This is a genomic window from Bacillus rugosus (assembly GCF_023238245.1).
Lineage (GTDB): Bacteria > Bacillota > Bacilli > Bacillales > Bacillaceae > Bacillus > Bacillus rugosus.
Map to the genome: position 1 here is coordinate 561,349 of NZ_CP096590.1, position 19,399 is coordinate 580,747.

General features: G+C 39.4%; 19 protein-coding genes and 1 pseudogene. 12 read left to right on the top strand and 8 right to left on the bottom strand.

Going from position 1 to position 19,399, the window contains the following annotated elements; translation table 11 throughout:
* Positions 1 to 2 precede the first annotated feature (2 nt).
* From M0696_RS02935 to M0696_RS02945, 3 genes are all read left to right on the top strand, one after another.
* A complete protein-coding gene (locus M0696_RS02935) occupies positions 3 to 1,301 on the top strand; it encodes an arsenic transporter (protein WP_222143606.1) in 1,299 nt (432 codons plus the stop codon).
* Positions 1,302 to 1,323: 22 nt separating this feature from the next.
* Positions 1,324 to 1,743, top strand: a complete 420-nt coding sequence (gene arsC / locus M0696_RS02940; protein WP_222143607.1) for an arsenate reductase (thioredoxin) — start codon at positions 1,324 to 1,326, stop codon at positions 1,741 to 1,743.
* A gap of 241 nt (positions 1,744 to 1,984) precedes the next feature.
* Positions 1,985 to 2,767: a GNAT family N-acetyltransferase gene (locus M0696_RS02945; protein ID WP_166854170.1), complete on the top strand. Its 783-nt coding sequence runs from the start codon at positions 1,985 to 1,987 to the stop codon at positions 2,765 to 2,767.
* Positions 2,768 to 3,047: 280 nt separating this feature from the next.
* Here the strand turns inward: M0696_RS02945 and M0696_RS02950 are convergent.
* Positions 3,048 to 3,200 (bottom strand): annotated as a pseudogene (locus M0696_RS02950) (LCP family glycopolymer transferase); the annotation flags it as partial.
* A gap of 45 nt (positions 3,201 to 3,245) precedes the next feature.
* A complete protein-coding gene (locus M0696_RS02955) occupies positions 3,246 to 4,148 on the bottom strand; it encodes a DMT family transporter (protein ID WP_166854169.1) in 903 nt (300 codons plus the stop codon).
* A 156-nt stretch (positions 4,149 to 4,304) separates the two neighbouring features.
* Here M0696_RS02955 and pdxR point away from each other — a divergent pair, with 156 nt between their 5' ends.
* A complete protein-coding gene (gene pdxR, locus M0696_RS02960; protein ID WP_248602467.1) occupies positions 4,305 to 5,729 on the top strand; it encodes a MocR-like pyridoxine biosynthesis transcription factor PdxR in 1,425 nt (474 codons plus the stop codon).
* Positions 5,730 to 5,776: 47 nt separating this feature from the next.
* Here pdxR and M0696_RS02965 read toward each other — a convergent pair whose 3' ends face one another.
* Positions 5,777 to 7,222 carry a pyridoxal phosphate-dependent decarboxylase family protein gene (locus tag M0696_RS02965; RefSeq protein ID WP_248602468.1) on the bottom strand — a complete coding sequence of 482 codons (1,446 nt, stop codon included), beginning with the start codon at positions 7,220 to 7,222 and terminating at the stop codon, positions 5,777 to 5,779.
* Positions 7,223 to 7,358: 136 nt separating this feature from the next.
* Complete coding sequence (locus M0696_RS02970; RefSeq protein WP_222143609.1) at positions 7,359 to 7,982, bottom strand: flavin reductase family protein; 624 nt, start codon at positions 7,980 to 7,982, stop codon at positions 7,359 to 7,361.
* Positions 7,983 to 8,071: 89 nt separating this feature from the next.
* On the opposite strand from M0696_RS02970, the gene M0696_RS02975 reads away from it, so the two are divergent.
* Complete coding sequence (locus M0696_RS02975) at positions 8,072 to 8,752, top strand: ArsR/SmtB family transcription factor (protein WP_166854165.1); 681 nt, start codon at positions 8,072 to 8,074, stop codon at positions 8,750 to 8,752.
* A gap of 65 nt (positions 8,753 to 8,817) precedes the next feature.
* Here the strand turns inward: M0696_RS02975 and M0696_RS02980 are convergent, their stop codons facing one another.
* From M0696_RS02980 to M0696_RS02990, 3 genes are all read right to left on the bottom strand, one after another.
* Positions 8,818 to 9,261, bottom strand: a complete 444-nt coding sequence (locus tag M0696_RS02980; RefSeq protein WP_222143610.1) for a carboxymuconolactone decarboxylase family protein — start codon at positions 9,259 to 9,261, stop codon at positions 8,818 to 8,820.
* A gap of 90 nt (positions 9,262 to 9,351) precedes the next feature.
* The gene (locus M0696_RS02985) at positions 9,352 to 9,528 is read right to left on the bottom strand and encodes a hypothetical protein (RefSeq protein WP_166854163.1); all 177 of its coding nucleotides are present in this window, start codon (positions 9,526 to 9,528) and stop codon (positions 9,352 to 9,354) included.
* Positions 9,525 to 9,674: a hypothetical protein gene (locus tag M0696_RS02990; protein WP_248602469.1), complete on the bottom strand. Its 150-nt coding sequence runs from the start codon at positions 9,672 to 9,674 to the stop codon at positions 9,525 to 9,527. The genes M0696_RS02985 and M0696_RS02990 overlap by 4 nt, the downstream gene beginning before the upstream one ends.
* 272 nt (positions 9,675 to 9,946) lie before the next feature.
* Here M0696_RS02990 and ydfH point away from each other — a divergent pair, with 272 nt between their 5' ends.
* The 4 genes from ydfH (at position 9,947) to M0696_RS03010 (ending at position 14,937) form a co-directional block, all read left to right on the top strand.
* The gene (gene ydfH, locus M0696_RS02995) at positions 9,947 to 11,170 is read left to right on the top strand and encodes a two-component system sensor histidine kinase YdfH (protein ID WP_248602470.1); all 1,224 of its coding nucleotides are present in this window, start codon (positions 9,947 to 9,949) and stop codon (positions 11,168 to 11,170) included.
* A complete protein-coding gene (gene ydfI, locus M0696_RS03000; RefSeq protein ID WP_248602471.1) occupies positions 11,163 to 11,804 on the top strand; it encodes a two-component system response regulator YdfI in 642 nt (213 codons plus the stop codon). The genes ydfH and ydfI overlap by 8 nt, the downstream gene beginning before the upstream one ends.
* A gap of 121 nt (positions 11,805 to 11,925) precedes the next feature.
* Positions 11,926 to 14,097 (top strand): MMPL family transporter, encoded by a 2,172-nt coding sequence (locus M0696_RS03005; protein ID WP_248602472.1) that lies wholly within the window; start codon positions 11,926 to 11,928, stop codon positions 14,095 to 14,097.
* Between the two features lie 135 nt (positions 14,098 to 14,232).
* Positions 14,233 to 14,937, top strand: a complete 705-nt coding sequence (locus tag M0696_RS03010; protein WP_222143615.1) for an HAD-IA family hydrolase — start codon at positions 14,233 to 14,235, stop codon at positions 14,935 to 14,937.
* A gap of 99 nt (positions 14,938 to 15,036) precedes the next feature.
* Here the strand turns inward: M0696_RS03010 and M0696_RS03015 are convergent, their stop codons facing one another.
* Entirely contained in the window at positions 15,037 to 16,425 is a 1,389-nt protein-coding gene (locus M0696_RS03015; RefSeq protein WP_248602473.1) for an aminotransferase-like domain-containing protein, read from the bottom strand.
* 141 nt (positions 16,426 to 16,566) lie between these two features.
* Here M0696_RS03015 and azlC point away from each other — a divergent pair, with 141 nt between their 5' ends.
* From azlC to brnQ, 3 genes are all read left to right on the top strand, one after another.
* Positions 16,567 to 17,298, top strand: a complete 732-nt coding sequence (azlC, locus tag M0696_RS03020) for an azaleucine resistance protein AzlC (RefSeq protein WP_166854157.1) — start codon at positions 16,567 to 16,569, stop codon at positions 17,296 to 17,298.
* Complete coding sequence (locus tag M0696_RS03025) at positions 17,295 to 17,627, top strand: branched-chain amino acid transporter permease (protein WP_072565804.1); 333 nt, start codon at positions 17,295 to 17,297, stop codon at positions 17,625 to 17,627. The genes azlC and M0696_RS03025 overlap by 4 nt, the downstream gene beginning before the upstream one ends.
* A 355-nt stretch (positions 17,628 to 17,982) precedes the next feature.
* On the top strand, positions 17,983 to 19,305 hold the full coding sequence (gene brnQ / locus M0696_RS03030) for a branched-chain amino acid transport system II carrier protein (RefSeq protein WP_166854156.1): 1,323 nt from the start codon (positions 17,983 to 17,985) through the stop codon (positions 19,303 to 19,305).
* Positions 19,306 to 19,399 lie beyond the last annotated feature (94 nt).

Here is a 19,399-nt window from a genome sequence, read left to right on the forward strand (position 1 = left end):
GATTGACTTCAGTCATTTTGGCGTTAGTCATCTTTTTATTCACTTTAGTATTGGTCATATGGCAGCCGAGAAACTTGTCTATAGGGTGGTCAGCCTGTGGAGGAGCTGTTTTAGCTCTCATAGCCGGAGTTGTCAGTTTTCATGATGTGTTAACTGTGACCGGGATTGTTTGGAATGCGACATTGGCATTTGTGGCCATCATTATTATATCGCTAATCCTCGATAACATCGGTTTCTTTGAATGGGCAGCGCTTCATATGGCTAAGGCTGCAAAAGGAAACGGTGTGCGGATGTTCGTTTATGTATCTATATTAGGGGCTATCGTCGCCGCATTATTTGCAAATGACGGTGCCGCCCTTATATTGACACCGATTGTATTAGCGATGGTTAGAGCTTTAAACTTCAATGAAAAATTGGTTTTTCCTTTTATCATTGCCAGCGGTTTTATTGCAGATACGACCTCGCTTCCATTAGTCGTGAGCAATTTGGTCAACATTGTTTCAGCGGATTATTTTCATATTACGTTTATTGATTATGCATCCAGAATGATTGTTCCCAACTTGTTCTCACTGCTGGCGAGCATCATTGTACTTTACCTTTTCTTTAGAAAAAGCATACCAAAACGCTATGATCTCACTGAGGTGAAAAAACCTGTTGAAGCCATAAAAGATCAGAACATGTTCAAACTATCATGGTATATCCTGGGGCTGTTGTTAGTTGGATATCTTGCAAGTGAATTCTTATCTATCCCTGTATCAGTGGTAGCGGGTATTATTGCACTCTTTTTCTTAATTGCCGCCCAAAAGAGCCCAGCCGTTCATACAAAAAAAGTACTGAAAGAAGCGCCATGGGCTATCGTGTTCTTTTCAATTGGCATGTACGTTGTCGTGTACGGTGTCCGTAATGCTGGATTGACAGATGTCCTTTCAGATGTGATTCAAGCCGTGGCTGATCAGGGAGTGTTTGCGGGTACGATTGGGATGGGCTTTATCGCAGCGATTCTTTCTTCCATTATGAACAACATGCCAACTGTCATGATTGACGCACTGGCAATTGCCGGCACAGATACACATGGGATGATGAGAGAAGCGCTTATATACGCAAATGTCATCGGTTCAGATTTAGGGCCTAAAATCACGCCGATTGGTTCCTTGGCGACACTATTGTGGCTCCATGTCCTTTCACAAAAAGGTGTGAAGATTTCCTGGGGAACGTATTTTAAAACAGGAATCATTCTGACAATCCCAACATTATTGATTACACTTGTCGGCCTATATATTTGGCTGATGATCATCCATTAATGTCTAAAAGGAGAAGATAAACATGTCAAAGAAAACAATCTACTTTTTATGCACCGGAAACTCTTGCCGCAGTCAAATGGCTGAGGGATGGGGGAAAAAATATCTTGGAGACAAGTGGAACGTGTACAGCGCAGGAATCGAAGCTCATGGGTTAAATCCTAATGCTGTCAAAGCAATGAAAGAAGCAGGGATTGATATTTCCAATCAAACTTCAGATATCATTGATCCGAACATTTTAAACAATGCTGATTTAGTTGTAACTCTCTGTGGGGATGCAGCTGACAAATGCCCAATGACACCGCCGCATGTAAAACGCGAGCATTGGGGATTTGATGATCCGGCAAAAGCACAAGGAACGGACGAAGGAAAATGGGCGTTTTTCCAAAGAGTCCGTGATGAAATTGGAGACCGCTTAAAACAGTTTGCTGAAACTGGGGAATAAAAAAACAAAAGGAAAAGCTGAGATATACTCAGCTTTTCCTTTTTATATATAAGTGGATGATCTAGCAATGTATTGTTCAACAGGTGTCTGCAGGCTAAGTGCAAACACCTGTTTTTTGGTTTAACTTGTCTGTAATCTGTGAACTGTCCGCTTAAAAGGGAAGTTAATTAGCTTACGACAGAGGAAAATTGTTTTGTTAACAGAATCATAAAGGAACCGCTGTTTTAAAGGAGTTGTCAGTTTGCAGGAGTTAACAGCAGAAAAATATAACGGCTTAAAAACATTGTTTGATGAAACATTTTGCCCAACATTTGTTTATTCAATATTAGAACAAACCATTCCGGGGGTTGTTTATGTAGATGACCAAACATTCCCTAGATCGTTTTTTATAGGGACTGAATCAGGAATTTATTTTATTGCAGGAGAACAAGGGAATCGGGCTTTTAATGATTTCATTGCAGGATATTATGAAGAACAAATGAAATCAACAAAACGATTTACCCTGTTTTCTTCTAACGATACATGGGATAGAGTAATGAAAACGATGCTGAAAAACGATTTGAATCAAATGAATAGAGTGGCATTTTCTTTTCAGCCAAAACCTTCTAAAACGGGTTTGGAACTTCCAAAGGGGCTTGTATTGAAAAGAATAGATGAAGACGTCATTTCATACAGTACAGAGTTTAACAGATCTTATTATGAAGAGTATTGGGATTCTGTTTCACAGTTTTCTTCTAAAGGTTTTGGGTTTGCCGTATTACATGGCAATCATGTTGTTAGTGAATGTACCTCTATATTTTTAGGGCATAATCGTGCAGAAATGGATATCTATACACTTGAAGAATATAGAGGCATGGGTTTAGCTTATTGTGCAGGAAGTGAGTTTATTAACTTTTGTTTGAAAAATGGGGTTATTCCTAGTTGGGATTGTGATGCACGCAACAATTCGTCCCTTACTTTAGCAGCAAAACTAGGCTTTAAAGCAAAAACCAAATACACTATTTTCTATTCTGGAAAATCGTGATGAAAAAAAATATTCATTTTCATTAAGTAGACCTTTCATAAACTGGCCTTAAACCCCGACAATGGTGAGATGGCATGTTGTCATTTTGATGATATCGTATGAGCGGTAAGGCAAGGCGAACAATTACCGATGAAAATCAACTGTAAATAGCAGAAAGCGAGTTTGTTAGGGCATAAAACATTTGTCAAATAAAAATAAGAGAAGAGATAAGAACTCTTCTCTATACCTATATTTTAAGATTCTAAATTCAGTTGCTGGCGCAGTTCTTTAGATATGTCCTTTCTCGTTTCATCCGTGCATATGTAAGAGCAACCTTTCCATCAAGGTGCTGCTCCCCTTTTGGTATATGCACTCCTTCAAGGGTGAAAGGGAACTCATTATTCACTGTGATTCCGCCAATAGCATCTACAATGTCTTTAAAACCTTCCATTGATGCTTAAGCTTATAAAGAAGATACCAAATGATGTAGGTATCTTTTTTATTTTTGTCTAAGCGCGTTTCCATACCAATTCATTTTATTTGGTTTTAAATAGGTGAAACACACCCCGCCGACTGTCACCACTCCGCCTAGCAGAGAAATGAATGCGGGTATTTCACCTATCCACAACCAAGAAATAAGCAAGGCTAAAGTTGGTGTTGCATAAAGCGAAAGGGTTGCTTCTGATGAGCCGACGAGTGAAGTGACATATGCAAGGGCAAAGTAAGGCACGATTGTTGGCAGCAAACCTAAATAAACAATAGACAATGTTGAGTTCATGGAAGCGTTCATCATCTCTCCGCCTAAGCCTGGCAGAAACATAAGCATAGGTATAGTTCCGCCCCAAATTGAAAATGTAACGAATCGGATAAAGCCATATTTTTTTATATAGCGGGGTTGAAAAACGAAATAAATACTCTCCGAAAAAGCGGCCAGCAGGATGAACAAAATACCTTTCATTGAATAGGTATAGTCTCCAGACCCAAATGCAATCAATGACACACCCAATAAACTGATCATAGAGCCAATCCATTTCGTAAATCCAAAATGCTCTCTAAAAAACAGGCGGGATAACATGGCAGAAAAGATCGGTGCTGTGGTGACGAGTAAGCTTGCAACGCCAGCACTAACTGTTTTTTCACCGATATTCAGCAAAATGTGATAGAGTGCAAAACCTAAAACTCCTAAAAGAAAAATGCCAGGTATGTCTTTTATGTCAGGCCCGCGCATCTTAGTCAAAAAAGCAAAAAGCAATAAAGCTATAGAGCCGATTAACAAACGAAATAAAGCAAGGTGTTCTGGTGTGTAACCTTCTAAGCCTGTGCGAATTCCCGGAAAAGCTGATGCCCACAAACCGATCATCAAACTGTTAGATATAATCATTTGAACTGTTTTCTGTTTCATATTTCTCACTCCTCTTTACAAAATCCAACCAGTTATATAATGTGTTTCTATACTAATAAAGATTTTGTGGTGTGGCTTCAACCAGTTAAACAGTTTTTGACCCAACCAATTTAATTACAAGGAGACTGCTTTCATGAGCTTACTAGAAGAAAAAAGATGAAAAAGCTTCCTAAGTACAGACAAATCGTTCATTTTATTAAGGAGAAAATAGGAAATGGAGAGTGGCCGATTGGAAGCCAAATTCCAAGCCAGCGTACGCTTGCAAAAGACTTTCAGGTAAATCGAAGCACAGTGATTACGGCCTTAGAGGAATTAATGGCAGATGGGTTAATAGAAGGCAGAATGGGGAAAGGCACAGTTGTTATCAACAATACATGGACACTTTTAGCTAAGAATTCTGCTCCTAATTGGGGTCAATATGTAACCTCCGGGATTCAGCAGCCTAGCCATAAAATCGTGCAAGAGATAAACCAATCAGAATCAAATACGGATCTGATACAGCTTAGTAAAGGCGAGCTTTCAACTGAGATTTTTCCTTTAACTGCTATGAAAGAGATGATGGGCAAGGTATCTCAAAACATGGAAGCATTCGGATATGAGGAACCGAAAGGATATTTTCCGTTGAGAGAGGCATTAAGCAACTATTTAAGAACCTTTGGAATCAATGCCTCACCTTCTTCCATTCTAATTGTGTCGGGAGCATTGCAAGCTCTGCAGCTGATATCAATGGGGCTTTTGCAAAGGGGATCAACCGTTTATCTTGATCAGCCATCCTACCTATATTCATTACACGTATTTCAATCAGCTGGCATGAAATTGACTGGGCTTCCTATGGATAATGAGGGGCTTTTGCTAGAAAATCTTCAAATGACAAGAGGGGAACGGGGAAGAGCTATATTATATACAAATCCTTGTTTTCATAATCCGACCGGTATTTTAATGTCGCAAAACCGGCGGGAAGAAATCCTTGAAGCTAGTGAGAGTACACAGCTTCCCATTATTGAAGATGACATTTATCGTGAGTTATGGATAGATGGAATTCCGCCATATCCTATTAAAACTATAGATAAAAGTGGGCATGTGCTATACATAGGCAGTTTATCAAAAACATTAAGTCCGGGCTTGAGGATTGGATGGATAGTCGGACCGGAACCAGTAATTGAACGTTTAGCTGACATTAAAATGCAAACAGATTACGGGTCCAGTTCGTTATCTCAGAGAGTAGCGGCTGAGTGGTTTACATCCGGCCAATACCAGCAGCATTTAGAAAAGGTTAGACAGCAATTAAAAGTGAGAAGAGAATTGGCCTTGAGTGCATTAGAAACCCATTTGAAGGATGTTGCGACATGGAACATGCCAAAGGGAGGGTTCTTTGTCTGGATAAAAATATTGCCTTCAATATCAATGAAATTACTTTATACTAAAGCTTTATCAAAAGGGATTCTTCTCAATCTCGGCAGTATCTATGCTCAGGAAAAAGGGAATTATGTTCGCTTATCATATGCTTATGCATCCCTTGAAGACCTTCAAAAGGGGATTTGTGAGTTAGGTTTGATGATAAAAGAATTGGTAAGTAAGTAACTACTTAAAAAAAGACCAAGCCCAATAACCGCTTGATCTGATGAGTTTTATACCTTCATTTTTTTATATTCATCATGAAATTGATCTATTTTCCTAAACAGTTCTTGTATAAGTGTGCCTGTTATAAATGGATTGAGTAACACTGCCCGCAGCCAGCGATGTCCCTTAAAATCTGGCAGTGACAAGAAGATATTTTCTTCTGTCAATAAGAACTGCTGCAGTTCCAAGTTCCAGTTATCCCATTGATCAATATCAATATCATTCGGTATACCTCGAAAGCAGCAGATGTTTGTATCAGGCTCACAATAAAGCTCAAGAAAAGGCCGCTGTTTTACTTGTTTTATAAATTCTTCGTTTAATGCGAAGCTTTCGCTTATCAACTGATTGTATCCTTTTGTTCCAATGTGTTGAAGTGTTAAGTATAATTTTAAAATATCCGCATGTCTTGTGCCTTGAACACCTATTTCTCCCAGATTAATAAAATCAGTATCATTCATATAAGGGGCAGATATGCGAAAATCTGTTTCAAGGATTTCACGGTTTTTAAAAAGAGTCATTGCACAGGTCTTTGTGATGTACATCCACTTTTGCGGATTAAAAGTAACGGAATCAGCCATTTCTATACCAGCCAGTTTATCACGATATTCGTCAGAAAAAATGAGAGCGCCGCCATATGCTGCATCTACATGTAACCACAGTCCGTTTTTCTTTGTAATTCTTGCAATAGGCAAAATTGGATCTAGACTTCCTGTCACAGTTGTTCCGGCAGTTGCGACAACAGCAAATGGAATGTTGCCTTCACTCTTTGCATGTTGAATTTTTGTTTCCAAATCATAGATATCCATGCGTGCCAGATTGTTGCTTTTTACAGGAATAATACTAGAGGTTCCTAAACCGAGTATCATAGCTGCTTTGTGCAAGGAAGTATGGCTTACATCTGAAACAAAGATGACAGGCTGCCCAGAAAGCCCACATATACCTGTCTTTTTCACATTCAATTTAAAATTTCTTGCTGCTGTAAGTGCATGAAGATTAGCAAGGCTTCCGCCGCTTGTCATAACTCCCCCTGACTTATCATCATATCCGAACATACGGGCAATGGTTTTGAGTAACTGTGCTTCCATTTTTGAAAAAACAGGGGACATTTCAAGGCTTAGCATATTGTTATTAATGGAACTGCTAATGAACTCCCCCACGCATGACATGAGAGTGGGGATTGAATCCATATGCCCCATATATCTTGGGTTTTGAGGATTCATTGAGTTTTTGATGATAACCTGCAGGTTTAGCAAAAGTCTTTCAAGTTCTATACCAGTCTCGGGTATAGAACTATAATCAAACGACTCCATAGAAGGCAGTGTCTCTCGCTTTGCAGCATGAATTGAGTTTTCAATAACTAATCCGACTAATTGATCTACTAACCCCCTTATGTCATTTACATTGTGTCCATTAGGGTCTATGAATGCGTTGTTAGGTAAAAAAGACAATTCCATAGAGGGCACACTCTCCTGTCATTACAATTTTTTCAATTATATCATGATGTCTGAATGAGGATTGCGTGTGCTCTTTATCCCTAAGGTTACTAGAATAGACCAAGCCATAGCTTGGTTTTTAAAAGGTAAAAAAGGGTCATGTTCCTGAACGAAAGGTCTTTCCTATTTCTCTTCCTAAACCAAAATAATGTCTAAAATTATAGATAAGCGGACTCCATTTTGAAGGGTTTATGTGATTTTCGTTCAATATGATACTTTCCTCGGCGTGAAAATGTAATGCCTGCGTCTCTACAATCGCAAATGATGGTTCATATTCAGGAATCCGAATATGTTTGACTTCAGCTTCGATTTGGATAGGGCATTCTTTAATTCGTGTTGGTAAAACTGTCTTTGATTGTAAAGGTGTTAACCCTGCTGACTCGTATTTTTCTTTTTTATATGTAAACCCGAGCTGTTTCTTCAAAGGCGGTATATTCTTTTTTCCGCTATAAGACGAAATTCTTTCAACATTTTCCCATAATTCCGGGCTAGGCAAGTTTATGACACATTCTTTATGTCTTTCCAAATTTTCAATGGCTTTTCCTCCTAGTCCTACTCCTAGGACAATATAGTTTCCAAGAGCCCAAGAAGAAGACATAGGACTAATATTAGTGGTTCCATCCTCATTCAATGTGGTAAGAAGAAATGTTGAGGTCCCATAATACATGATTGTTGGTTTGATTTCTTTAAAATGAAGAGTGTCTTGTTTTTCAATGTCCAACGCTTATTCCTCCTTGTCATCATTACATTCATATTGTAAAGGTTTAACATTTCAACTATCATCGAAATATGAATGTAAGGAGGAAAATCATGAATCCTAATATCGCAAAAATCTCTTCGCTGCTATCTGATCCCTCGCGCTCTTCCATTCTTCTCACCTTAATGGATGGAAGGATACACCCTGCGGGAGAGCTTGCCTATCTCGCTAACATTACACCTCAAACCGCAAGTTTTCACCTGAAAAAATTGCTTGATGAAAAACTGATCAGCGTAGAGAAGCATGGAAGGCATCGGTATTATAGATTGTCTAACTCAGATACTGCAAACGTGATTGAACAATTGCTTCGTATTGCGCCTAAAGCCAAAGTCACATCTTTAAAAGGTTCAAAAGAGAAAAGTGACTTGCATTTCGCCCGCACCTGTTATGATCATCTGGCAGGTTATGTGGGCGTGCAAATGACAAATTCGCTAGTTGAGCAGGGAATATTAAAAAAAGTCGATCTAAACTTTGAGGTAACGTCAGAGGGTTCTTTGTTCTTTTCGAATTTAGGCATCAACGAAGAGCAGCAGCGAAATAAGAGGAGAGCATTTGCCCGCTGCTGTTTGGATTGGAGTGAGCGGCAGCATCATATTGCAGGAGCGTTAGGGAACGCTCTGTTGGTGCGAATGTTAGAGGAAAAATGGATTGTTCGTATGCCTAAAACAAGAGCGATTAAGATGACACAAAGCGGGAGAGCTGCATTGGAGAAATACTTTAAAATGAATATTTAGGGAACTTTTTATTAAGGGAATGAGAAAGAAGGAGTAAGATTCGTTAAGAATCTTACTCCTTCTTATTATTTTGAAGTTGCTTGGTTTCCCATTGCAATAGAAATGCGATTCCAACTGTTTATTTGATTGATGATGAGAACAAGGTCAACATATTGTTTTTCATCATAATGTTCCCGCACTCGCTGATATAGCTCATCAGGAACCCTTTTAGATGGAATAAGCGTGATGTGTTCAGATAGTTCGAGCGCTACTTTCTCTTCAGGTGAATAAAAATCACATTCATTCCAAGCATGTAAACAGTAAATTCGCTGTTCTGTTTCGCCCATTTTGCGAGCATCAGAAGTATGCATATCTATGCAGAATGCACAGCCGTTTATTTGAGAAACTCTGATTTTGATTAGTTCTCTCGTATTTCGGTTAATTGAAGATTGTTTCGTATATTTCTCCATATCCATCATCATCTTCATACCTTCAGGTGCAACATCGTAGTAGGACACTCTTTGACTCATAAGGCAAGACTCCTTTTCTAAAGAAACCATTAGATTTTATTCCGATATTGATCATTTTACCAATATGCAATTTGTATGGCATCTATTTCACTATCTTTTGGCAAGAAGCTGCTTTGAATAAAAATAGGGATAGCCAACAATGATGAGTGGAGCTGCTAAGGCAAGGAGTATCCATGAGCCTGAGTGACTGTCTTTAATGACTCCAATGAATATACAAGTACCGATGAGAAAATATAATAAAGTAGCTAAAAACCAATACATATTCATTCCTCTTTTTCTTTACACGTAATCTTTGATTGATTATTTTTGTCTTTCACATTGCTTAATCGATCAGGGCATTGATTTTTTAACACTTTCTCAGTTCGGATTCCTTTTCTTTTTAATGATAAAATGGTGAGATCAATCGATTTCATGATGATCATTCCTTCAATGAATAGTGAGTTCCTCATTATTTTAAATGTAAATTTGAAAAGATAAAACGTACATAAAGGCAGAACGATTATGTACGTTTGGGCAATGATTACATGTTGCGAACCTCTAATGGTTCACTGCACCCTGGTATTGTTGTGTTCCTTCTCTTCCTATAAAATGAGTGGATAAAAGTATGAGTTGCACGTTCAAATAAATGGTGTGCCGCTTTCATTAGAATCGGTTCAGTTAAACTGTTAAAGGAAGTGGATGAGGTTTGTTTAGAAGGAATCCATTCAAAGAAAAATACTACTCACATGATAGGCGGGCATTAAATATGCTTGCGCTCAGAGTTCCGGGACTGGCTTTTATTCTCATGATCTATATAGCCTCTATCGTGCTGCAATTTATTATTGGGAGCTGGTCCATTTTATTGCTTCATGTGTTTACAGTATTGACCGCCATTTTTGCTTTGCTGCATTGGCATTCATATCGCTGGGTTAAGAAAAGGGTCATTCTCTATTTTGTGCTGCAAGGTTTGATCACTTTTACACTGGCTAATGTCATGACTGGCTTCTTAGTGCTGATCATCATTGGCCTTTATGCATTTTTGATTGGACAGATTGCAGGAATGGCAGACAGAAGAAAGACTTTCCTCATTCTTTATTTATTGTTACTGCTGTTAATCAATGTAGTATATCAGATTCACAAAGGTGAATATTTGCATTTTCTTGTCATTGCCGTACCTATTATGATCGTGATTATTACTTATGCCGCTACTTTATTTGCCCAAGTCGATGAAAAGATAAAAGCGCAGCTGACTCTTGAAAGACTGGAGCTTGCCCATCAGCAGGTCGAACAGCTGACACTGCAAAACGAGAGACAGCGTATGGCCCGGGACTTACACGATACGCTTGCTCAAGGGCTGGTCAGTTTAAATATGCAGCTGGATGCGATTCATGTTCATCTCGCCAAAGGCAATACAGAGAGAGCAAAAGAAATCATTCAACAATCTATGAAAAGAGTGAGAGGCACATTAGCGGATGCACGTTCAGCGATTGACGATCTGCGCAGCAAATCAGAAGAAATCGGTTTTCTAAAAGAAAGAATTACCTCACTAATGGATCATTTTCAAGAATCGACAGGCATGGGTGGTTTTTTAGACTATCGATTACATCAGGTGTTAAACGTTCGTACAGCTGAAAATTGTTATTACATCATTGGAGAATGCATAACGAATGCAGCAAAGCATGCTGAAGCAGAAACGATCTCGGTATCCATTTGGGATGATCAGAAGGGGATGCTCCATTTAACTGTCAAGGACAATGGCAAAGGATTTGATGTTGAAAAGGGCAAGAAAAAGAGAGGACACTATGGGCTTCTAGGCATAGAAGAACGCATCAGAGCAATGAAAGGCCAATTTAATATAAAGAGTACAAAATCTAAAGGAACACAAATTGAAATCACTGTACCAATTCAGGGAGAGATGCAAGATGAATAAAGTTTTAATCGTTGATGACCATCTTGTCGTGAGGGAAGGTCTGAAGCTTTTAATTGAAACGAATGATGACTACACCATCATCGGAGAGGCGGAAAATGGCAAAGCAGCAGTCCGCCTTGCGGATGAATTAAAACCGGATATCATTCTCATGGATTTGTATATGCCGGAGATGAGTGGGTTAGAAGCCATTAAACAAATAAAAGAAAAACACGACATCCCCATCATTATTTTGACTACGTATAATGAAGATCACTTAATGATCGAAGGAATTGAATTAGGAGCGAAAGGATATCTGCTGAAGGATACGAGTTCAGAAACCCTTTTTCATACAATGGATGCAGCGCTAAGAGGAAACGTGCTGCTGCAGCCTGATATTTTAAAACGTCTGCAAGAAATTAAACTGGAGCGGATGAAGAAGCAGAGCAGTGATACGCAGCTGACAGAAAAGGAAGTCATTGTTCTAAAAGCAATTGCTAAAGGTCTTAAGAGCAAAGCGATCGCCTTTGATTTGGGCGTCTCTGAGAGAACCGTAAAGTCTAGATTAACGTCCATTTACAATAAATTAGGCGCGAATTCGAGAACTGAAGCAGTGACGATTGCCATGCAAAGAGGCATTCTGACATTAGATGAATAACATTATATATTTGAAATTTACCCAAACGTACATGCCCGAATGTACGTTTTTTTTATTTCATTGTCAACTACAATGAGAAAGCAAACAATGTTATCAAGCAATGTGCTGAAAGGAGATTATCATGTCTAGAATGTTATATAAATTAGGAGGATGGGTTGCTCGCAATCGCATAAAAGTAATATGTGCGTGGATCGTTGTGTTAGTTGCTTCGATAGGGCTTGCAATCACGTTAAAACCAAGTTTTTCTGAGGATATGTCCATACCTGACACACCTTCGGAAAAAGCGATGGATGTCATTAATAAAGAATTTCCTCACGGCCCTGATAAAGGGAGCATACGGGTCATTTTCGGAGCTGAAAACGGAGAGAAACTTACTGCAAAATCAGCGAAAAAAACAATAGAAAATACGTTCAAGGAAATCAATAAAGATGATTCCGTTGACTCGATTGCGAGTCCTTTTGTTACAGGAACAATCGCGAAAGGTGGCACAGTTGCCTATGCCGATATCAAGTATAAATCTTCAGCAGATGATATAAAAGATTACTCTATCAAACACTTAAAAGACAGTTTGAAAGTGGCTGATGATGAGGGACTACAGACTGAGTTAAGCGGAGATGTACCGGGAGCCGAAATGGAGATAGGCGGAGTATCTGAAATTGTCGGCATTATCTTGGCTTTTGTCGTTTTAGCCATTACATTCGGGTCTTTATTGATAGCTGGTTTGCCGATTTTAACTGCACTGATTGGATTAGGTGTAAGTATTGGACTGGTGTTGATTGGGACACAAGTATTTGATATTGCTTCCGTCAGTCTTTCATTAGCCGGAATGATTGGCCTTGCTGTTGGGATTGATTATGCTTTATTTATTTTTATGAAGCACCGACAGTTTTTAGGCGAAGGTATTCAAAAAAATGAATCCATTGCGAGAGCCACGGGAACAGCAGGAAGTGCAGTCGTTTTTGCCGGACTTACTGTTATCGTCGCACTTTGCGGATTGACTGTCGTTAACATTCCGTTTATGTCTGCAATGGGGCTGACAGCAGGGCTTAGTGTATTGTTAGCTGTTCTCGCTTCAATCACGCTTGTGCCTGCCGTTTTGTCGATAGCGGGGAAACGGATGGTTCCGAAGTCAAATAAGAAAAAAGAAAAACAAAGCGCTGAAACAAATGTCTGGGGACGCTTTGTCACAAAAAATCCTATCATGCTAAGTGTATGCAGCATTCTTATTTTGCTCGTCATTAGTATCCCGTCTATGCATTTGGAGCTGGGCTTGCCTGATGCAGGGATGAAAGCGAAGGATAATCCAGATCGCCGGGCTTATGACTTGCTTGCCGATGGTTTTGGAGAAGGATTTAATGGCCAATTAACAATCGTAGCGGATGCCACAAGTGTGACAGGAAATAAGGCGGAAGCATTCACAGATGCAGTGAAAGAAATAAAGGAACTAGAACATGTAGCGAGTGTCACTCCTGCAATGCCTAATAAAGAAGGGAACTTTGCCATCATTACGGTAGTTCCTACAACAGGTCCAAATGATGCAGCAACGAAGGATTTGGTAAAGGATGTACGCAGCTTATCAGACAAAAATGGGGTTGATTTGCTCGTTACTGGATCGACTGCAGTGAATATTGATATTTCTGATCGCCTTAATGATGCGATACCGGTATTTGCTGTACTCATTGTTGGCTTTGCGTTTATATTGCTGACAATCGTATTCCGTTCGCTGCTTGTGCCGCTTGTTGCGGTTGCAGGTTTCATATTGACGATGACAGCGACTCTTGGAATCTGTGTATTTGTCTTACAAGACGGGAATTTCATCGACTTTTTCAAAATACCTGAAAAAGGGCCGATACTTGCGTTCCTGCCGATTTTATCCATTGGGATTCTGTTTGGATTAGCAATGGATTATCAAGTGTTCCTTGTAAGCAGAATGCGTGAGGAATATGTAAAAACAAAAAATCCAGTACAAGCGATTCACGCTGGATTAAAACACAGCGGGCCTGTTGTCACCGCAGCCGGTCTTATCATGATATTCGTTTTTGCAGGATTTATCTTTGCTGGTGAAGCTTCTATTAAAGCAAACGGATTGGCTCTTTCCTTTGGTGTGCTCTTTGATGCATTTATTGTACGGATGACACTGATTCCAAGTGTCATGAAGCTGATGGGGAATGCAGCTTGGTATCTGCCAAAATGGCTAGACAAGATCATTCCGAATGTGGACATAGAAGGACATCAACTCACGAAGGAAATTCAGCCAGAAATAGATCATGAACAAAAGAAACAAATCATGTAATAGAAAAAGCAGATCTTTTTATGATCTGCTTTTTTGCTTAACGTTTATTCCCTGCAGGCTGTAGGCGATTCTATAGCTTTCAATGTGGTAGTATTTAGAAGGTGAAGCCAGTGCAGTTAAAAAGGAGAATATGTTATGATGCAATCGCTCATTTTCGATATGGATGGAACTTTGTTTCAAACTGATCAAATTTTAGAATTATCATTAGATGATGCTTTTGATTATTTAAGGTCACTGGGCAAATGGGATACGGTCACCCCTATTGAGAAATACAGGGAGATCATGGGTGTTCCTTTACCTGAAGTATGGAAGATTTTATTGCCGCATCACTCAAATGAGATAAGAGAAAAGGTGGATGCTTATTTTTTAGAAAGGTTAATAGCTAATATCAATCATGGGAAAGGCGCATTATATCCTCATGTTGAAGAGATGTTCAGTTATTTGAAAAACAACAATTATTCAATTTTTATAGCCAGTAATGGCTTAATAGAATATCTAAAAGCAATTGTGAGTTTTTATCAATTGGACAGGTGGGTCACTGAAACAGTTAGTATTCAACAAATACATACACTGAATAAAGGTGATTTATTTAATTCTATTGTGCAAAAGTACGGCATTCAACATGCAGCAGTTGTCGGAGACCGTCTATCTGACATAAATGCGGCTAAAGATAATGGTTTGCTGGCAATTGGATGCCATTTTGATTTTGCAAAGGAAGAGGAACTTGCTCAAGCTGACTTTGTCATACATGATTTAATAGAGCTGAAAACATTATTGCGCGAAATGAAAATAGTGGGAAAGAATGCAGGCACCACTGACTATGCGGATTCTGAAAACTAAATATTTAAAGCCATTTCTATGAGTTTCAAAAAAACATACCAAGCGTATGGTATGTTTTTTTGGATAAAGCATTCATTCTAGCAATGTTCGATGATTCAATTAGCCGAGATAATGTTTCAATCTCTCTAAACCCATTCTCAACTCGTCTAATGAATCTGTTGAAGAAAGCGCAACACGCAAATACTTATGAGGAGTGGCAGAACCGCTCAGAAAACGATCGGAATGAAATGCACGGATTCCATGTTTCTTCAAATCTGTTTCTAGCTGTAACGCATCGGCATAATCATTGATGGAAAGCCACCGATAAAAGCTGAGAGGATGTCCGTTCAGCTCTTGTTCAGGAAAAAATTCTGCAAACATATTATTAGCTGACTGGGCAAGCTGTTTTTTTTGAGAAACAATATTGTGCGCTTTTCCTGATAAGATAAGCTCTGTTATCACCTCTGCATCAAAAGAAGACGTTTTTACATTAATATTGAACATCGCCTGATGGATTTTCTCGCGTAAGGCATCCCAATAGACCATATAGGCCACTCTTAATCCTGAACAGATTGACTTAGAGGTGCTGCAAATATATACGCTTTGTTCGGGAAGCAAATTGAACATGGGCTCTTGGTAATCAGAGATCAAACCTGCGGTCATAAACGCATGAATATCGTCTTCAATCAATAGTAAACGATGCTTGCCGATGACTGCCGCGATTTCTTTCTTTCTAGCATTCGACATCATGACAGTAGTTGGGTTACAGCAAGAGGGCATCAGAAAAATGCCATGAATGTTGAGTTGAGTACATTGCTTTTCTAGTTCGTCCGGCAGCATTCCATACTCATCTCCGGGGATTGGCACTAGCTGAATGTGGTGCATTTTTGCAAGTTCGATAAAGTTTGAATACGTGTATAAGTCAGTGGCAATTCGATTCCCTGGCTCAAACAGCGCGGCCAATGAAATGGCCAGCGCATTTTGGGCACCGGAAACAATTGAGATATGGTCTTGATCAGTTTGAATGCCAAACGATTTCATCCAGTTTAGCCCCGCTGTTTTTTGATGAGGAATGCCTGTTGGATCATTGTAATTGAGTAACTGTTCTACGTAATGTTTACTCGCAACCTGTTGAATCACCTCAGATACAATTTGATTGGTTTCTTCAAAAGAGGCGATTAAACCAAGATCGATACAGTTGGTGATTTTATCTTTAGAAATCGTAATTGAACGAGCGGCACTAGGAGAAACAAAGGTTCCCTTTCCAGTGACCGCATAAATCAGCCCCTTCACCTCACACACTTTATAGGCTCGGGTAATTGTAGTGAAGTTTAAGTCAAGAAAGTCAGCCAATTCTCGCTGCGGGGGGAGCTTTGTACCCGGTGCTAAAAAACCGTTTTTGATATCGTGTTCAAGCAGTGCAGCGATTGATTCATAAAAAGGCCGCTTTAATGCTTTTCTTTCAGGCTTCCAAGACATTGGGTAATTGTCGAATGAATTGACTGGCATAATCCACCTCTATTGTCTAAATTCCCGCGAATGGTTTCTAAAGGAGTGCAGCAGGTTTCTCTATCATTATACAAAGGATAATTGTAATCCATACAATTATCTTGTTTGTTGTATGGATTTTATATGGTACTTTAAGATAAAATGTTGCAAGGTGTGAATTTTATGACAAAAAGAAATCAAATAGGGGCTGCATTTCGTTCGGCTTTCCCGTATACGATTCCGATTTTTGCCGGATTTTTATTTTTGGGAATTGCGTATGGAATCTTTATGCATTCTTTAGGGTTTAGTGCAATTTATCCGATCATCATGAGTTTTATTATATTTGCAGGATCGATGGAGTTTGTTGCCGCCCATTTTTTGCTGGGCGCGTTCAACCCGATGAATGCTCTTTTTTTGACGTTAATGGTAAATGCCCGGCATTTGTTTTATGGAATTTCCATGTTGGATAAGTACAGGGGGACTGGAAAGAAAAAACTTTATCTGATTTTCGGAATGTGTGATGAATCATTTTCTATCAATTATACCGCTAATGTTCCAGCGAATGTTGATAAGGGCTGGTTTATGTTTTTTGTGACGCTGCTTAATCATTTATATTGGGTCGCAGGAGCAGCGATAGGAGGTATTTTTGGATCGTATGTGAAGTTTAATACTGAAGGGCTTGATTTTGTGATGACCGCCCTCTTTATTGTGATCTTCATAGAACAGTGGATGAAAGAGAAAAAACACCACAGTGCTCTCGCAGGACTTGGGCTTTCTGCTGCCAGTCTTATGATTTTTGGAGGAGACCATTTTATTATTCCTGCTATGCTTGCCATTTTAGGGATACTTACTGTTCTGAGAAAACCATTAGAGAAAGCTGAGGTTTCGGTATGACGATGAGTATAACGCAGCAAATTATTACCGTTGCAATGGTCGTGCTGGGCACAATGCTGACACGGTTCCTTCCATTCATGATTTTCCCGTCTGGCAAACCGACACCGAAATATGTACAATTTCTAGGGAGAGTGCTGCCATCAGCCGTAATCGGGCTTCTGGTTATTTATTGTTTTAAAGATGTGAGCCTACTTTCTGGAAGCCATGGCATCCCTGAATTGATTGGGGCAGCTGCCGTTGCACTTCTTCACTTTTGGAAGAAGAATATGCTTCTTTCTATAGCGGGGGGAACCGTTGTCTATATGGTTCTGGTACAATTGGTTTTTTGAACGATTTAGGCTTGTGAAAATCAAAGGGGAATGGTGAATAAGAAAATGGAAGAGTATCAAATCTATGAACATGCGCAGTCGTCAATTTATTCAGCCGGCTAAACCCGGGGTCCTGTGACAGAGCGAAGATGCATTGATTGCACAGGATTCTATCGAACCAGAATCTTGCATGGCAAAAGTCTGAACCCAGCTATGGGAGCCTATCGAAATGATCATGATTTTATTGAACTTGATAAAAATATGTAAAACTGACACAAGCTTATGATTTTAGAGTCAACGCCGTGCCAATGCAAATAGCAGCTGCAATGTTTGCTGGTCATTTAAAAAAGTATCTACGGTAATCGGAGGATTTATCATGTCAAAGAAAGTTTCTTCTTCCTATATCATCATTATAGGATTAATGCTATTTGCATTGTTTTTTGGAGCAGGAAATCTCATTTTCCCGCCTATGCTAGGTCAAATGGCTGGAACAAATGTATGGATCGCCAATGCTGGCTTCTTAGTGACAGGAGTTGGCTTGCCATTGCTGGCAATGACAGCATTTGTTTTTTCGGGTAAACATAACTTACAATCGCTAGCCAGCCGTGTGCATCCAGTGTTTGGAATCGTGTTTACGACGATGCTCTATCTGGCAATCGGGCCTTTTTTCGCAATCCCAAGATCCGGGAACGTATCGTTTGAAATTGGAGTGAAACCTTTTTTATCAGACGATGCAGGCCCTGTTTCATTGATCATATTTACAATTTTATTTTTCACGGTTGCATGTCTGTTATCACTCAACCCTACAAAAATCATTGATGTAGTCGGAAAATTTTTAACGCCAATTAAATTGACATTTATCGGATTGCTTGTAGTGGTAGCTGTTGTTCATCCAATCGGAACAATCCAAGCACCATCAAAAGGGTATACATCACATGTGTTTTTTAAAGGCTTTCAGGAAGGGTACCTGACTCTGGATGCCCTCGTAGCGTTTGTTTTTGGAATCATCATTGTGAAGGCAATTAAAGAACAAGGTGCTGCCACCAAAAAACAGCTGGTCATAATTTGTGCAAAAGCAACTGCGATTGCTGCGACACTCTTAGCTCTTATCTATACTGCCCTTTCATATATGGGAGCCTCCAGTGTTGAAAAGCTGGGGCTTTTAGAAAATGGAGCCGAGGTTTTGGCTAATGTTTCATCCTATTATTTTGGATCCTATGGTTCCGTCTTTTTAGGCTTAATGATCACAGTCGCATGTCTGACAACAAGTGTCGGACTGATCACAGCATGCTCTTCCTTTTTTCATGAATTATTTCCGAACATTTCGTATAAAAAAATTGCTGTGATCCTAGCGGTGTTTAGTGCGCTTGTCGCAAATATAGGGTTAACACAGCTCATCAAAGTGTCAATGCCTGTCTTAATGACGATGTATCCAATCGCGATTTCCTTAATCTTTTTAACGTTTTTGCATTCTGTATTTAAAGGGAAGGCTGAAGTGTATCAGGGCAGTTTACTGTTCACGTTTATCATTAGCCTATTCGACGGTTTGAATGAAGCTGGGGTAAAAGTTGAAGTCGTGAATCGCGTATTCACTCAGGTTCTTCCTATGTACAACATAGGGCTCGGATGGCTCATTCCAGCTATTATAGGGGGAATAGGCGGCTATATACTAAGTATGTTCCGAACAAAAAAATCGTGATAAGCGCTGCTATAAAACGAATAAAGGATTAACAGCGCACTCATCTTCACTATTTTGATTTCCCTGGTCAGGGTACTAAAGAGTTGGACGATCA

Excerpts from the sequence above, each read along its gene's own strand:
- arsC (WP_222143607.1), top strand. The coding sequence starts at position 1,324 with ATGTCAAAGAAAACAATCTACTTTTTATGCACCGGAAACTCTTGCCGC.
- M0696_RS02955 (WP_166854169.1), bottom strand. The coding sequence starts at position 4,148 with ATGAAACAGAAAACAGTTCAAATGATTATATCTAACAGTTTGATGATC.
- pdxR (WP_248602467.1), top strand. The coding sequence starts at position 4,305 with ATGAAAAAGCTTCCTAAGTACAGACAAATCGTTCATTTTATTAAGGAG.
- M0696_RS02965 (WP_248602468.1), bottom strand. The coding sequence starts at position 7,222 with ATGGAATTGTCTTTTTTACCTAACAACGCATTCATAGACCCTAATGGA.
- M0696_RS02975 (WP_166854165.1), top strand. The coding sequence starts at position 8,072 with ATGAATCCTAATATCGCAAAAATCTCTTCGCTGCTATCTGATCCCTCG.
- M0696_RS02980 (WP_222143610.1), bottom strand. The coding sequence starts at position 9,261 with ATGAGTCAAAGAGTGTCCTACTACGATGTTGCACCTGAAGGTATGAAG.
- M0696_RS02985 (WP_166854163.1), bottom strand. The coding sequence starts at position 9,528 with ATGAATATGTATTGGTTTTTAGCTACTTTATTATATTTTCTCATCGGT.
- M0696_RS02990 (WP_248602469.1), bottom strand. The coding sequence starts at position 9,674 with ATGAAATCGATTGATCTCACCATTTTATCATTAAAAAGAAAAGGAATC.
- ydfI (WP_248602471.1), top strand. The coding sequence starts at position 11,163 with ATGAATAAAGTTTTAATCGTTGATGACCATCTTGTCGTGAGGGAAGGT.
- M0696_RS03005 (WP_248602472.1), top strand. The coding sequence starts at position 11,926 with ATGTCTAGAATGTTATATAAATTAGGAGGATGGGTTGCTCGCAATCGC.
- M0696_RS03010 (WP_222143615.1), top strand. The coding sequence starts at position 14,233 with ATGATGCAATCGCTCATTTTCGATATGGATGGAACTTTGTTTCAAACT.
- M0696_RS03015 (WP_248602473.1), bottom strand. The coding sequence starts at position 16,425 with ATGCCAGTCAATTCATTCGACAATTACCCAATGTCTTGGAAGCCTGAA.
- azlC (WP_166854157.1), top strand. The coding sequence starts at position 16,567 with ATGTTGCAAGGTGTGAATTTTATGACAAAAAGAAATCAAATAGGGGCT.
- M0696_RS03025 (WP_072565804.1), top strand. The coding sequence starts at position 17,295 with ATGACGATGAGTATAACGCAGCAAATTATTACCGTTGCAATGGTCGTG.
- brnQ (WP_166854156.1), top strand. The coding sequence starts at position 17,983 with ATGTCAAAGAAAGTTTCTTCTTCCTATATCATCATTATAGGATTAATG.